The 14,002-nt window shown below is 72.3% G+C and carries 15 protein-coding genes, 2 pseudogenes and 1 riboswitch; of the genes and pseudogenes, 14 read left to right on the forward strand and 3 right to left on the reverse strand.

Features of this window, described 5'->3' with window-relative positions; translation table 11 throughout:
- Positions 1-56: 56 nt before the first annotated feature.
- The 7 genes from dhaK (at position 57) to OGH68_RS02460 (ending at position 5,101) form a co-directional block, all read left to right on the forward strand.
- The gene (gene dhaK, locus OGH68_RS02430) at positions 57-1,049 is read left to right on the forward strand and encodes a dihydroxyacetone kinase subunit DhaK (RefSeq protein WP_264241651.1); all 993 of its coding nucleotides are present in this window, start codon (positions 57-59) and stop codon (positions 1,047-1,049) included.
- Between the two features lie 56 nt (positions 1,050-1,105).
- Entirely contained in the window at positions 1,106-1,717 is a 612-nt protein-coding gene (dhaL, locus tag OGH68_RS02435; RefSeq protein WP_264241652.1) for a dihydroxyacetone kinase subunit DhaL, read from the forward strand.
- Entirely contained in the window at positions 1,714-2,121 is a 408-nt protein-coding gene (locus tag OGH68_RS02440; RefSeq protein WP_264241653.1) for a PTS-dependent dihydroxyacetone kinase phosphotransferase subunit DhaM, read from the forward strand. Before dhaL ends, OGH68_RS02440 begins: the two co-directional genes overlap by 4 nt.
- Before the next feature lie 95 nt (positions 2,122-2,216).
- Positions 2,217-2,413, forward strand: a riboswitch (cobalamin riboswitch).
- Between the two features lie 29 nt (positions 2,414-2,442).
- A complete protein-coding gene (locus OGH68_RS02445) occupies positions 2,443-3,132 on the forward strand; it encodes an energy-coupling factor ABC transporter permease (RefSeq protein ID WP_264249859.1) in 690 nt (229 codons plus the stop codon).
- On the forward strand, positions 3,129-3,476 hold the full coding sequence (locus OGH68_RS02450) for an energy-coupling factor ABC transporter substrate-binding protein (protein ID WP_264241654.1): 348 nt from the start codon (positions 3,129-3,131) through the stop codon (positions 3,474-3,476). The genes OGH68_RS02445 and OGH68_RS02450 overlap by 4 nt, the downstream gene beginning before the upstream one ends.
- Before the next feature lie 6 nt (positions 3,477-3,482).
- The gene (cbiQ, locus tag OGH68_RS02455) at positions 3,483-4,232 is read left to right on the forward strand and encodes a cobalt ECF transporter T component CbiQ (protein ID WP_264241655.1); all 750 of its coding nucleotides are present in this window, start codon (positions 3,483-3,485) and stop codon (positions 4,230-4,232) included.
- Positions 4,229-5,101 (forward strand): energy-coupling factor ABC transporter ATP-binding protein, encoded by an 873-nt coding sequence (locus OGH68_RS02460; RefSeq protein ID WP_413470920.1) that lies wholly within the window; start codon positions 4,229-4,231, stop codon positions 5,099-5,101. The genes cbiQ and OGH68_RS02460 overlap by 4 nt, the downstream gene beginning before the upstream one ends.
- A 422-nt stretch (positions 5,102-5,523) precedes the next feature.
- Here OGH68_RS02460 and OGH68_RS02465 read toward each other — a convergent pair whose 3' ends face one another.
- Positions 5,524-7,506 (reverse strand): heavy metal translocating P-type ATPase, encoded by a 1,983-nt coding sequence (locus tag OGH68_RS02465; RefSeq protein ID WP_264241656.1) that lies wholly within the window; start codon positions 7,504-7,506, stop codon positions 5,524-5,526.
- A 121-nt stretch (positions 7,507-7,627) separates the two neighbouring features.
- Between OGH68_RS02465 and OGH68_RS02470 the strand changes: the two genes are divergently transcribed.
- From OGH68_RS02470 to OGH68_RS02480, 3 genes are all read left to right on the forward strand, one after another.
- A complete protein-coding gene (locus OGH68_RS02470) occupies positions 7,628-8,017 on the forward strand; it encodes an ArsR/SmtB family transcription factor (RefSeq protein ID WP_264241657.1) in 390 nt (129 codons plus the stop codon).
- Positions 8,018-8,570: 553 nt separating this feature from the next.
- Positions 8,571-8,783, forward strand: coding sequence for a hypothetical protein (locus OGH68_RS02475; RefSeq protein WP_264241658.1), 213 nt, complete (start codon positions 8,571-8,573; stop codon positions 8,781-8,783).
- A 58-nt stretch (positions 8,784-8,841) separates the two neighbouring features.
- A complete protein-coding gene (locus tag OGH68_RS02480) occupies positions 8,842-9,648 on the forward strand; it encodes a DUF2785 domain-containing protein (RefSeq protein ID WP_264241659.1) in 807 nt (268 codons plus the stop codon).
- A gap of 188 nt (positions 9,649-9,836) precedes the next feature.
- Here the strand turns inward: OGH68_RS02480 and OGH68_RS02485 are convergent, their stop codons facing one another.
- Complete coding sequence (locus OGH68_RS02485; protein WP_264241660.1) at positions 9,837-9,965, reverse strand: hypothetical protein; 129 nt, start codon at positions 9,963-9,965, stop codon at positions 9,837-9,839.
- 227 nt (positions 9,966-10,192) lie between these two features.
- Here OGH68_RS02485 and OGH68_RS02490 point away from each other — a divergent pair, with 227 nt between their 5' ends.
- The gene (locus tag OGH68_RS02490) at positions 10,193-10,753 is read left to right on the forward strand and encodes a DinB family protein (RefSeq protein ID WP_264241661.1); all 561 of its coding nucleotides are present in this window, start codon (positions 10,193-10,195) and stop codon (positions 10,751-10,753) included.
- Between the two features lie 432 nt (positions 10,754-11,185).
- Here OGH68_RS02490 and OGH68_RS02495 read toward each other — a convergent pair whose 3' ends face one another.
- Positions 11,186-11,917: a CPBP family intramembrane glutamic endopeptidase gene (locus OGH68_RS02495; RefSeq protein WP_264241662.1), complete on the reverse strand. Its 732-nt coding sequence runs from the start codon at positions 11,915-11,917 to the stop codon at positions 11,186-11,188.
- Positions 11,918-11,986: 69 nt separating this feature from the next.
- Here OGH68_RS02495 and OGH68_RS02500 point away from each other — a divergent pair.
- The 3 genes and pseudogenes from OGH68_RS02500 to nagB form a co-directional block, all read left to right on the forward strand.
- Positions 11,987-12,298, forward strand: a pseudogene (locus OGH68_RS02500) (erythromycin esterase); the annotation flags it as partial.
- A gap of 52 nt (positions 12,299-12,350) precedes the next feature.
- A pseudogene (locus OGH68_RS36325) lies at positions 12,351-12,689 on the forward strand (transposase); the annotation flags it as partial.
- A gap of 241 nt (positions 12,690-12,930) precedes the next feature.
- Entirely contained in the window at positions 12,931-13,716 is a 786-nt protein-coding gene (gene nagB, locus OGH68_RS02510; RefSeq protein ID WP_264241663.1) for a glucosamine-6-phosphate deaminase, read from the forward strand.
- Positions 13,717-14,002: the final 286 nt, after the last annotated feature.

Genomic DNA, 14,002 nt, shown 5'->3' on the forward strand with positions numbered 1-14,002 from the left:
TGATCAGACAGACCCCTGTTCAGGGGGCTGGCCGAGAACCTTCCCAGGAGGAACCGTTGAGGATGCTCATCAATGTGCCGGAGACCGTCGTCGCGGACGCGCTGCGTGGGATGGCGGCCGCGCATCCCGAGTTGGCCGTGGACGTGGACAACCGGGTGATCGTCCGGCGGGACGCGCCCGTCGCGGGGAAGGTGGCGCTGGTTTCCGGGGGCGGCTCGGGGCACGAGCCGTTGCACGGTGGGTTCGTCGGGCCCGGGATGCTCGACGGGGCGTGCCCCGGGGAGGTGTTCACCAGCCCGGTGCCCGACCAGATGGTCCGGGCCGCCGCCGCTGTCGACAGCGGCGAGGGCGTGCTGTTCGTCGTGAAGAACTACACCGGTGACGTCCTGAACTTCGACATGGCCGCCGAGCTCGCGGAGGACGAGGGCGTACGTCTGGCGAAGGTCCTGGTCGACGACGACGTGGCCGTGACGGACAGTCTGTACACGGCCGGGCGGCGCGGCACCGGGGCGACACTGTTCGTGGAGAAGATCGCCGGGGCCGCCGCCGAGGAGCGCGCTCCGCTGGAGCGGGTGGAGGCGATCGGCCGGCAGGTGAACGGGTCGTCCCGCAGCTTCGGCGTGGCGCTGAGCGCCTGCAGCACCCCGGCGAAGGGCGGCCCCACCTTCGACCTGCCCGCCGGGGAACTGGAGTTGGGCGTCGGTATCCATGGCGAGCCGGGGCGGGAGCGCCGCCCGATGATGACGTCGCGGGAGATCGCCCACTTCGCCGTCGATGCCGTCCTGGAGGATCTGCGCCCGTCGGGCCCGGTGATCGCGCTCGTCAACGGCATGGGCGCGACACCGCTGCTGGAGCTGTACGGCTTCAACGCGGAGGTCCAGCGGGTGCTGGCCGAGCGGGACGTGTCCGTGGCCCGCACGCTCGTCGGCAACTATGTGACGTCCCTCGACATGGCCGGCGCCTCGGTGACCCTGTGCCAGGTGGACGAGGAGCTGCTCAGGCTGTGGGACGCGCCGGTGCGGACCCCGGCGCTGCGATGGGGGTCGTGACCGGCTCAGCGCCGTACCGTCGTCGTCCGAACCGATCGACTCACCAGGGAGTTCCTGTGCTCGACGCCGAATTCTTCCGCCGCTGGCTGGCCGCCGTCGCCACCGCCGTGGACCGGGAGGCGGACCGACTGACCGAGTTGGACTCGGCGATCGGTGACGCGGACCACGGCAGCAATCTCCGGCGCGGGTTCACGGCCGTCGGCGCCGCGCTGGAGAAGGAGCCGCCGGCCACACCGGGTGCGGTGCTGGTGCTGGCCGGACGGCAGTTGGTGTCGACGGTCGGCGGCGCGTCGGGGCCGCTGTACGGGACGCTGCTGCGGCGCACCGGCAAGGCGCTGGGCGACGAGGCGGAGGTGACACCCGCGCAGTTCGCACAGGCGCTGCGGGCCGGGGTCGCCGCGGTGGCGCAGCTGGGCGGTGCCAAGGCGGGCGACAAGACGATGCTGGATGCGCTCGAGCCCGCGGCGGCGGCGCTCGGCGACAGTACGGAGTCGTTCGCCGCGGCCCGCGAGGCGGCCGAGCAGGGGGCGCTGGCGACGGTGCCGATGCAGGCGCGCAAGGGCAGGGCGAGTTACCTCGGTGAGCGCAGCATCGGGCACCAGGACCCGGGAGCCACGTCGTCCGCCCTGCTGGTCGCCGCACTGGCCGAGACGGTGGAGGCGCCGTGAGCGACGGCAGGCAGGTCGGGATCGTCCTCGTCTCCCACAGCCGGGAGGTCGCCGCGGCTGTCGCCGAGCTCGCCAAGGGGCTGGCGGGCGGCGGCACAGCGCCGGTGGCACCGGCCGGCGGCACATCGGACGGCGGTCTCGGCACCAGCGCGGAGCTGATCACCGCGGCGGCCGAGCAGGTGGACGGCGGCGCGGGCGTCGCGGTCCTGGTGGACCTGGGCAGCGCCGTGCTGACGGTCAAGGCACTGCTCGCCGAGGGCGACGAACTGCCCGAGGGCACCCGGCTGCTGGACGCGCCGTTCGTGGAGGGCGCGGTGGCGGCCGTGGTGACGGCCTCCGCGGGGGCCGATCTGGACGCGGTCGAGGCCGCGGCCTCGGAGGCGTACGGCTACCGCAAGCAGTGACGCGGGGCGGCCCGCGGCCGGGGGTGTGGCGAACGGCTCACCCGGCCGCGGGCCGATGCGCCCGTGCGCGGCTTGTGATGTCGCTGGTGGGCGCATTACTGTCACGGGGCCTTGGTGTTCGGGAAACCGGTGAAGTACCGGTGCGGCCCTCGCCACTGTGATCGGGAAGTCCGGCTCCACCCCCTCACGGGGAGCCACTGGGACACCGCGTGGACGCGCGGTGCCCGGGAAGGCGGAGCACGGGCGGCATGACCCGTCAGCCAGGAGACCGGCCAGGGTGCGTTGTCCATCCACGAGGTGCTGGAGAGGGTCTCCCACATCATGCATATCGCCGAGGGGTATCTGCCCCCGCTGCACGCGGCCGCCTGGGGCGTCGCGTCGGCCCCTTTCGTCGTCCATGGCGCACGGGCCCTGACCCGCGAGGTCCGGGCCAATCCCGATTCGACCCTGCTGCTCGGCGCGTCGGGCGCCTTCACGTTCGTCCTGTCCGCGCTGAAGATCCCGTCGGTGACCGGCAGCTGCTCGCACCCGACGGGCACCGGTCTCGGCGCGATCCTGTTCAGACCGCCGGTCATGGCGGTGCTCGGCACCATCACGCTGCTCTTCCAGGCGCTGCTGCTGGCGCACGGCGGTCTGACCACGCTCGGCGCCAACGTCTTCTCGATGGCGGTCGTCGGCCCCTGGGCGGGGTACGGCGTGTACCGGCTGCTGCGCCGGTTCGATGTGCCGCTGATGGTCGCCGTGTTCTTCGGCGCGTTCACCGCCGACCTGTCCACGTACTGCGTCACCAGTGTGCAGCTGGCCCTCGCGTTCCCCGACCCGGGGAGCGGTGTGCCGGGCGCGCTGGCGAAGTTCGGCGGGATCTTCGCCGTCACGCAGCTGCCGCTGGCGGTCAGCGAGGGCCTGCTCACCGTGCTGGTGATGCGGCTGCTCAGCCGCTCCAGCAAGGGTGAACTGACCAGGCTCGGCGTGCTGGTTCCGGGTACGAAGAAGGAGGCCGCGGTCCGATGAGCCGTAACGCGAGGATCAACACCCTGCTGCTGCTGGCCGTGGCGGCCCTGGCCGTCCTGCCCCTGGTCCTGGGACTCGGGGACCACAAGGAGGAGCCTTTCGCCGGCGCGGACGGGGAGGCGGAGGCGGCGATCACGGAGCTCGAGCCGGATTACGAACCGTGGTTCTCACCGCTGTACGAACCGCCGTCGGGCGAGGTCGAGTCGGCGCTCTTCTCCCTGCAGGCGGCGCTCGGCGCGGGTGTGCTGGCGTACTACTTCGGGCTGCGCAGGGGCCGGCGGCAGGGCGAGGAACGGGCCAGGGCCGCCGCAGAGGGCTCCGACACCACGACACCGGCGGCGTAGCCGCCGATGCTGCCCATCGACGTGGCGGCGCACAGCAGTCGCTGGCGCCGCCGTCATCCGTGCGAGAAGGCCGCCCTCGGGCTCGGCCTGACGGTGACCGCCGTCTGTCTGCCGCCGTGGCCGGGCGCCGTCCTCGTCGGCGCGGCTACGCTCGCCGTGCTGCTCGGTCCGGCCGGTGTGGCGCCGCGCCGGCTCTGGCGGGCGTTCCGCATCCCGCTGGGGTTCTGTGTCACCGGCGCCGTGCCGCTGCTGTTCGCGGTGGGCGGCCCTGACGGCCCGGTCGCGTTCGCGCCGGACGGGCCGCCGGAGGCCGTGCGGCTGCTGCTGCGCACCTCGGCCGCCTCGCTGGGCGTGCTGCTGTTCGCCTTCACGACGCCGATGTCGGACCTGCTGCCCCGGCTGGTGAAGGCGGGCGTGCCGCCCGCGGTGGTCGACGTGGCGCTGGTGATGTACCGCATCAGCTTTCTGCTGCTCGACGCCATCGGCAACATCCGCCAGGCCCAGGCCGCCCGCCTCGGCCACACGACCAGGGCCGCCGCCTGGCGCTCGCTCGCCGGCCTCGGGGCGACCGCGTTCGTGCGCGCCTTCGACCGGGCGAGCCGGCTCCAGACGGGGCTGGCGGGCCGCGGGTACGACGGCACACTGCGCGTGCTGGTGCCCCGGGCCCCGGTGTCCCGCACGTTCCTCGGCGGGGTCGCCGCGCTGCTGACGGGCATCGTCGTCCTCACTCTCGTGCTCGAAAGGTTTGCCCTGTGATCGTGGAACTCGTCGACGCCGGTTACGCCTACGAGGACGGACCCGCCGTGCTCAGCGGCGTCGGTCTCGGCCTTGCGGAGGGCAGATCGACCGCGCTGCTCGGACGCAACGGCAGCGGCAAGACGACCCTGCTGCGGCTGCTGAGCGGCGGGCTGCGGCCCGCGACCGGCCGGCTGCGCCTGTGCGGCGAGCCGGTGACCTACGACCGGGCCGGGCTGACCCGGCTCCGTACGACGGTGCAGCTGGTTCTGCAGGACCCGGACGACCAGTTGTTCGCGGCATCCGTCGAGCAGGACGTGTCGTTCGGGCCGATGAACCTCGGACTGGACGAGGACGAGGTACGGGCCCGGGTGGACGAGTCCCTGGCCGCGATGGACATCGTGGCGCTGCGCGACCGGCCCACGCATCTGCTCTCGTACGGGCAGCGCAAACGGGCCGCGATCGCCGGCGCGGTGGCGATGCGGCCGCGGGTGCTGATCCTGGACGAGCCGACCGCGGGGCTCGATCCGCACGGGCAGGAGCGGCTGCTCGAGGTGCTCGGTGGTCTGGGGGCGGCGGGGACGACGGTCGTCATGGCGACGCACGACGTCGATCTCGCCCTCCGCTGGGCCGACGACGCCGCCGTGCTGACCCCGGACGGCCTGCGGACCGGGCCGGCGCGTGAACTCCTGGCCGACCGGGCTCTGCTGGACGCGGCGCGACTGCGCATGCCGTGGGGCACGGCGGTCGCGGAACTGCTGCGGGCGCACGGGCTGCTGGGCGGCGGGCAGGAAGGTCCGCGTACGGCGGAGGAGTTGGCGGGGTGGCCGCCGGGCGGCGGAGTGGCCGGGCGGGTCCCCGCCCCGCCCCGGACCTCGTCGCGGGGCTGACGCCGGGCGGCGCCGGCTCCGCGCGCCGCCCATGGGAGCCCCGGGCCCGCGAACCGGGGGTGTGGCCTGTGCCCAGGACCCGGCGCTGTCCGAGCGCGACACGCGCCGGCCGCGGGCCGCCGGTGCGCACGGCTGCCCTCGGCGGGCGGACAGCACGTTGTCGCGCGTACCCGGCCCCGGCGGTGGGCAGGGCCCCGGCCCGCGGAACGCCGACCACCGGCCGGTACGCCCGGCCGCCCTGCCCCGTCACGTGCCCATCCTCCGGCCGCCGGCGCGCCAGGCGTCGCACCGCGATGCGTCCGCCCGCATAGGAGGGGGCCGAGGCCGGCCGGCGCGGCACGACACCCTCAGCCGGCCACGCCGGAGAACGCAAAACCCGCGGGGTCTCCCGGCCCCACGCCCCAGCAGACGGCCCTCCGGTCTCACGCCGCCGACGCGTCACGCCACGCCGACTCACGGAGCAGGCGGAGGCCGTTGAGGCCCACGAGGACCGTGGAGCCCTCGTGGCCCGCGACGCCGAGCGGGAGCGGCAGGTGCCAGGCCAGGTCCCAGACGACCAGGACGCCGATGCACACGGACGCGATGACGAGGTTCTGCACGACGAGCCGGCGGGCCCGCCGCGACAGGGCCACGACCGCTGGGACGGCGGCGGCCTCGTCACGGACGACGACGGCGTCCGCGCTCTCCAGCGCCAGGTCGGAGCCGGCCCGGCCCATCGCGACACCGGCGCTCGCCGCGGCCAGCGCGGGGGCGTCGTTGACGCCGTCGCCGACGACCAGCACCCTGTCGCCGGCCCGTTCCCAATCCCGTACCGCGGCGACCTTGTCCTGCGGCAGCAGTTCGGCACGTACGTCGGTGATGCCGACCTCGCCCGCCACGCGCGCCGCCGCCCGCGGGTTGTCGCCGGTGAGCAGTGTCGGTCCGGTGCCGGTGAGCCTGGCGAGGGCGGCGACGGCCTCCGGTGCGCCGGCCCTGAGCCGGTCGTCGACGGCCAGCACGGCGACGGGCTCGCCGTCCGCCTCGACCACGACCGCCGTACGCCCTTCGGCCTCCGCCTCTGTGACCGCCGCGCACTCGCCGGTCAGCAACGCGGCAGGGCTGCCGACGCGTACGGTGCGGCCCGAGACGACCGCCGACACACCGCGTCCGGGCTCCGAGTCGAACTCCCGCGCCTCCGGCAGCCGCAGACCGCGTTCGCGTGCCGCCGCGACGACCGCGCGGCCGAGAGGATGCTCGCTGTGGACCTCTGCCGCTGCGGCGAGTGTCAGTACGGTCTCCTCGTCGAGGCCGCCCGACGGCAGGGGGTGCACCCCGGCGACGCGCGGTGCGCCCTCGGTCAGCGTGCCCGTCTTGTCGAGTGCGACCCGGTTGACGGACGCCAGACGCTCCATCGCCACGGCGGACTTGACGAGCACTCCGTGGCGGCCCGCGTTGGCGATCGCGGACAGCAGCGGCGGCATGGTGGCGAGAACGACGGCGCACGGCGAGGCCACGATCATGAACGTCATGGCGCGCAGCAGTGTGCTGGTGAAGTCGGCGCCGAAGGCCAGCGGCACGGTCAGCAGGGCGAGGGTGGCGACCACGACGGCACCGGAGTAGCGCTGTTCGATCTTTTCGATGAACAGCTGGGTGGGTGCCTTGGTCGCGCTCGCCTCCTCGACCATGGCCACGATCCGGGCGATCACCGATTCGGCGGCGTCCGCGTCGACCCGGACGCGCAGGGAGCCGGTGCCGTTCAGCGTTCCGGCGAAGACGGTGTCGCCGGCGGCGCGCCCCACGGGGAGCGGCTCGCCCGTGATGGTCGCCTGGTCGATCTCGCTGGCGCCCTCGACCACGGCCCCGTCGGCGGGCAGCCGCTCTCCCGGCCGTACGAACACGGTGTCGCCGACACGGAGTTCCGCGACGTCCACGACCTCCTGGCCGCCGTCCGTGAGGCGTACCGCCCGGGCCGGTGCGAGGTCGAGCAGGCCGCTGACGGAGTCGGCGGTGCGCCGGGTGGCGAGCGCCTCCAGCGCGCCGGACACCGCGAAGATGACGATCAGCAGCCCGCCGTCGAGGAACTGCCCGATGGCCGCGGCTCCGGCGGCGGCCACGACCATCAGCAGGTCCACGTCGAGGGTCTTCTCGCGCAGGGCCCGGAGGCCGGCCCAGCCGGGTTCCCAGCCGCCGGCCACGTAGCAGAGCGCGTAGAGCGGGCCCCACGCCCAGGCCGGAGCGCCGCCGAGGTCGAGGGGCAGGGCGCACAGGAACGCGGCGGCGGACAGTGCCGCCCAGCGGACCTCGGGCAGCGCGAGGAGCCGGGTGCGCCGTCTGCCCGGCGCCGCCACCGGCGAGGTCGCCGCGGGTGCGGTGGTGTCGCGTACCGGCGCGGCGGGCGGGGACGTCGGAGACGTCGGGGGGACCATCGGGAGCACACCTCTTCCTCGGATTCCGGGCACGGGGATGTGAACGGAACCCGACCACCATAGCGGAACACATGAAGAGGTCTTCATTCATAGGCTCAGAGGCGCGGCTACCATGTGGACCATGGGACACGGAGTCAGCGACGACAAGGCCACCCCGGCCGCTCACCTGGACGCGGACTCCGCGGCGACCATCGCGGCCACGCTCCAGGCCCTGGCGACACCCTCCCGCCTGATGATCCTCACCCGGCTGCGTCAGGGGCCCTGCGGGGTGACCGAACTGGCGGAGGCCGTCGACATGGAGCAGTCCGCCGTCTCCCACCAGTTGCGGCTGCTGCGCGCCCTGAGTCTCGTCTCCGGCAACCGGCAGGGCCGCCGCATCGAGTACAGCCTGTACGACAACCATGTCGCCCAGCTTCTCGACGAGGCGGTCTACCACATCGAACACCTCAGGCTGGGCGCACGGGACCTGCCCGGACCGGCCGGTACCGAGGCCCCTGCGGCACACCGCTGACGGGGCCCGACCTCCCTTCCGCCGGCGGCCGAAGCAGCGGTACGTCACCCGGTCTTCGTCGCCGCCCGCGGCGGGGCGGGCCGCAGCCGAACAGGAAGCCGGTGGCCCTCGTCCGGCGTACGGCAGTTCGTAGGCGGCCGGGGTGAGCAGGAGGGACGCGGTGACGATCACCGCGTACTCGACAGCGGCTCCAGCCCCCGTACTCCTCCTCGAGGCCGAGCACAGCGCAGACGACCGCGGCCGGCAGCGCGGAAATGAGGACGGCTCCCCGCATGCCGGCGACCGCGGCGGCGGCCCTCCTCCGCCACCGGCGCCGACGGCGGTGCGAAGCAGGTACGCCGGGACGGCGATGATCAGGGAGAAGACGAGGAGGAGCACGACGAACCACAGGCGCCCCGTCTCGAAGTGCTCCCCCTGGACGACGAAGGGGAACTCGGAGAGATCGAGTCGCACGTCGTAGAAGCCGGGCAGGAAGCGCCAGTAGCTCTCGTCGTGGCCGGGGTCGGCCGAGCGCAGCCGCAGCCTCTACGGGGCGGGCGTGATCGTTAGGATCGTGGCCACCAGCGGCACGCCGAGACTCAGGAGGCGTTCCCTGATGAAGCCGGGTCCTCGGCGGTTCGTCGGCCGTGTCAGCGCCCTGATCGCGCTCGCGTCCATCGTCGTGACCGTCGTTCAGTGCCTGCGGGACAGCGAGTTGGCGGCATTTTTCCTGTCGGCCGCGCTCGGCCTGTTCTTCATTTCCTCGAGGATCGATCCCGAAGGGTGATGCCGAACTCGACGCGGTGAGGCGAATAATCGGTTGCGCGGCTCTTTAGGCTGCGAAGGTGACTCAGATCGACCTCATACGCTGGCAGAACATCCACGCTGCCGACTGCGCCCCTCCTTCCGATCGGCCGCTCGAGGCCCTGGTGGACGAACTCGCGGCAGCCTTGCGCGACCCCGACCCGGAGATACGGGACGGGGTCCCGTACGTGGTGTTGCGGACGTGGATCCAGCGGAGGGTGATCGACGGACGCCTGGGAGCACGCCTGGGTGCGGTGATGGCGGAGCGGTTCGGCGATCCCGACATACAGGCCCGGACCTTCGCGCCGCTCGTCCTCGACATGCTGGTCAGCCGCGGGGACTACGACCCTGCGTGGCTGGCCGCCTTCTCCCGCTGGTATCCGACCGAGCAGGACCTGCGCGGTCACGATCCGGTGCTGGGCTGGCTGCACGCCGTCGCTCACGGCGCCGACCTGCTGGGCAGCTTCGGCACCCACGCGGCCGTTCGACCCACGGACATGATCTCCCTGGCAACGGAACGCCTCCTGGCCAGGAACGAGTACGTCTTCGCCCAACAGGAGGACGACCGCCTTGCGCAGGCGATGGCGCTCGTCCTGACCCGCCCCGAAGTCGACGAGCACCAGGCCCTCGCCTGGCTGGACACCGTCGAGAACGACTTCGAAGGCCTCCCCTCCGGCCCGCTGCCCGCGTACGCCGCCAACTGCCTGCGCACGTTGCGCACGCTGTATCTCGTGGCCGACCTCGGCGTACGGCGGTCACGCGACGCAGCACCGGTGGTGCTCCCGCACCGCGACGCTCTCAAGCGGCGTCTGGCCGAGGTGATGGCCCCAGTGTTCCAGCACGCCTGAGCCGCCGGCCCCCACGCCGGCCAAGGTCAGCCTGCACTGCATGACACAGTCCCGTCGGGCGCACTGTCCGTCGGGCGCGTACGGTTCGGCCCGCACCCGTGAGTCGGTTCCATTGGGCTCCAGCGGGTTGCCACTCCCCCGCCGCCGGGGGCCGGGGCGCAGCGAGTCGGCTGCACCCCGGGGTTGGATCAGTCCTGGACGAGTCGCAGGGCGCGGGCCTGGGCGGCCCGGTCGAGCGCCGGGGTGCACCACTGAATGCTGTCGAGGACGAGCAGGTCGGTGACGTCGTCGAAGCCCTTGGGGGCGCTGGCGACCATTCGGACGTAGTAGGAGAACGCGAGCGCGTCGAGTTCCTCGGCCGGGCCGGTCTGGGGGAGGCGGCGGGTTGGTGCGCAGGGCCGCGACGTACGCGAGGGTCGAGCAGGTCGAAGGGCACATCAGCCCCCAGCGTCATCTCCCCGTGCAGTATGCTCTCGCGGCCCACGGCCGGCGACGGCGTCCGCGAGGGTCACAGCCAGGTCTCCGCTGTATGTAGTGTGCGGAAATGACAAGAAGCGAGCGACTCGCGGACCAGCTGGACCGGCACTGGCACAAGAACCTGCGGCCGCGGCTGCACGGTCTTGCAGATGAGGAGTACTTCTGGGAGCCGGTGCGCGGCTGCTGGAGCATCCGCCCACGTGGCACGGCCGCACCGCTGTCGGCAGGCTCGGAGGAATGGACGATGGACTCCGCGTCCCCTGACCCGGTGCAGGCGCCGGTGACCACGATTGCCTGGCGGCTGGCCCACATCATCGTCTCCTGCCTGGGCTATCGGGTCGGATGGCACTTCGGCGGCCAGGACGTCGACTCCCAGACATTCGCCTACGCGGGGACCGCCGACGAGGCGCTGAAACAGCTCGATGAGATGTATGGGAGATGGAACGCGGGGGTCCGCGAGCTCTCGGACGCCGACCTGGAGAATCCGCCCACGGTGGGTCCCGAGCGGTTTCCCATGGAGGGCATCGTCCTGCACGTCAACAGGGAGCTGATCCATCACGGCGCCGAGATTTGCCTGCTGCGCGACCTCTACCGCTGGCAGGACGGAGCCGTACCGCGCCGAATATGACTTTCCGGTAACCGGCGATCGAGCTTCGGAAACCTACGTGGACTCCGTGACGCTCCGCCCCGCCGGGCGATCTTCCGCAGCGCTGAGAGCGCAAAGCGCTCGGACCGGGCCGCAGCACAGCGCAGCGCCCGGCGCACAGCAAGGCGGGGGCGGGAAGCGCAGCGAACCACCCCACCAGGCGGCGCGGACCACACAGCGCCCCGACCGCATCTCGCGCACCGGCTCAGTCCGGTTGACTGATCCCGCGCCCGGCATTCCGCCGCCGCACCCCGTAAGACTTCTGCCCGTTGCGCCGACGACACAGGACGCGGCGCGACTTCCGGATATCGGCCACCGGCACCCCGTGGCTTTCTGTCGGACGGGAGCGGCCATCGCGCAGCCTCGCATTCCTACGGGTGGCGGTCCGCCGCTGACGACGCCGACGTGCGCCATTCAGCCCCACCAGCGACTCGCCGCCCAGGCGAGTGCGTAACCCGCACTGTTGAGGGCGCAGTGCAGCGCCACGGGTGGGATGAGGCTGCCGGAGCGACGGCGGAGCTCGCAGAGAAGCACACCGGCGAGGGCGGTGCCGACGACCGCCGCCGTCACGGACAGGGCGACACCGACCTGGCCGACTCCGAAGACCGCTTGGGCCGCCGCGTTCGCGCGCGTGAGCCCGCGTGACGGCTGTACGTGCCAGAGCCCGAAGAACACCGAGGAGACGACGGTGGCCCATACAGGCCCCCACCGTCGCCAAACCATGGCCCAAAGCACGCCGCGGAATGCGATCTCCTCAAGCAGCACCGTGCCGAGCGGTACGTGGACCAGTACGCGGTACACCAGTTCTTCGGAAGACAGGCCCGCGGCCCGCTCGTCCTGGAATGCCTCCCGGGCGAACGGCAGTGCCAGGCCCACCGACAAGACCACGAGAACCGCTCCGACCAGGACCAGGCCCCAACGCAGACCGCGGCGGGCCGCGGCCCTGCCGAGCCCCAGATCCTCCCAAGTGAGGCCGGACCGGCGGGCGATCAACACCAGCAGCACAGCCGCAACTACACAGACCGGCACGTACCAACCGGGCGCGAGCAGGTCGTTGAGCGCGTTCGCGGCCGCGAGCACCACGACGGCCAAGAGCAGCATCCACATGGCCGTACAAGGATCGCCGACGTTCGCGACGAGCAGCATGCAACGCACCGTTCCACGGCGCGCCGCCTTCTACCGGTCGCGGACGGCGCGGAATCCGAGTGACTGCCGGGCACACCGGTGGAGTGGTGGAGTGCCGGTGCGCTGGTGAGCGCCCGGCTCGGCGAGGAGTACGCCTTCGTGTCGACGGCCCTCGGCGCGATCCGCCTCCAGGGGTGGACACCCCGCCTCGGAGCCTTGGGACTCCTGTACGTACTCCCGGAGGACGGCTGGGTCAACGGCGCACGGCTGGCCACCGCCCTCGGCGGGACACTGCCCGCGCCCCGCCTATCCCCCTGGTACGGCTACGCACCGCTCGACCCGGCCCATCTGGCGAGCAGCGACGGCCTCGTGTTCGTCAGGGACGTCCCGCAGGGCCAGTAGTACTTCGTTAGGTCGATTGATCTCGGGCCGCCGTGTTCGGCATGCTCCCCTGATGGAGCTGGGGGAGATCGAGCACCTCCGTGGCGAGCTGGCGGCGTTCGTGGCCGAGGTGTTCGCGTCGGTGACATGGAGGGAGTAGAGGGCGAAGGGTGAGTGCTATCTGCGTGGGCTGGTGCTGGACGGCCGAAGGAAGTCGATCCAGCCGATGGCCGAGCGGCTGCCGGACGGTGACATGCAGGCCTTGCAGCAGTTCGTGAACCAGCCTCCGTGGAACCATGCCGCGGTGCTGCGGGCGGTGGCTGTCAAGACGGTTCCGGTCGTGGTTCCTGAGGTGTGGGTGATCGACGACGTGTTGTTCCCCAGGGACGGAAAGATGTCGGTTGGGGTGGCCCCTGTGCGGAACTTCCAGACGATCCCGTTGAGGACCATCCGGTCGTCCAACCGCTTGCGGCCCCACGACGACTCGAGCAGTAGCGGCCGGACGAACGCCCACCCAACATCGGTGAGCGGCCGGCGGCCGGCCCCCGCCCGCGGTGGTCCGTCCACATGCTGTCCGGACAGGACAGAACGGCCTCCCACCAGGTAGATTGGTCTACACCACTGACCGGATGTAGACAGAGACAGGGATCTTCGTGGAAGTTGTCATCGTTCCGGATTCCGCCGCGGGCGGCGAACTGATCGCCGAAGCCATGGCCGACCTGCTGCGACGCAAGCCCGACGCCCTCCTCGGTGTCGCCACGGGGTCGACCCCGCTGCCGATCTACGAGGCGCTCGCGGCGAAGGTCGCGGCCAAGGAGGTCGACGCCTCCCGAGCCCGCATTTGCCAGCTCGACGAGTACGTGGGCCTTCCCGCCGGACACCCCGAGTCGTACCGCTCGGTCGTGCTGCGCGAGGTCGTCGAACCGCTCGGGCTGGACGAGGACTCCTTCATGGGGCCCGACGGCGCGGCCGAGGACGTCGCCGCCGCCTGCGTCGCCTACGACCGCGCGCTGGCCGAGGCCGGGGGCGTGGATCTCCAGCTCCTGGGCATCGGCACGGACGGGCACATCGGGTTCAACGAGCCCTGCTCCTCGCTCGCGTCCCGCACCCGGATCAAGACGCTCACCCACCGGACCCGCGTCGACAACGCCCGGTTCTTCGACGGCGACATCGAGGAGGTCCCCCACCACGTCATCACCCAGGGCATCGGCACCATCCTGGAGGCCCGCCACCTGGTGCTGCTCGCCACCGGCGAGGCCAAGGCCGACGCCGTGACGCTCGCCGTCGAGGGCCCGCTCTCCGCACTGGTGCCCGCCTCCGCGCTGCAGCTTCACCCGCACGCGACGGTCGTCGTCGACGAGGCGGCGGCTTCCGGTCTGAAGCTCGCCGACTACTTCCGCGCGACGTACGCGGCGAAGCCGGACTGGCAGGGCATCTGACCTCCCGGAGCATGGCCGTTATGGTCTCGACATGCCTCAACGGCCCCTCATCCCGGGCCTTTCGCGCGTGTAGGTGATCCGGAAGCGCGTCGGCACCGGCAACGGTCGTCCTCCCGGGAACATCGGCTCCGCCTCGGACGTGTCCTGCCTCGGCGCGGTCCTGTCCTTCACGGCGACCGGTCACGGTCCCCTCGACGACGCCGAGTTCGCGGCAGTCGTACACCGGATCGCGACCGGACAGCCGGACCTCTCCCGGCTGCCGGACGATCTGGTCGGGATCGTGACC

This window comes from Streptomyces peucetius (genome assembly GCF_025854275.1).
Lineage (GTDB): Bacteria > Actinomycetota > Actinomycetes > Streptomycetales > Streptomycetaceae > Streptomyces > Streptomyces peucetius_A.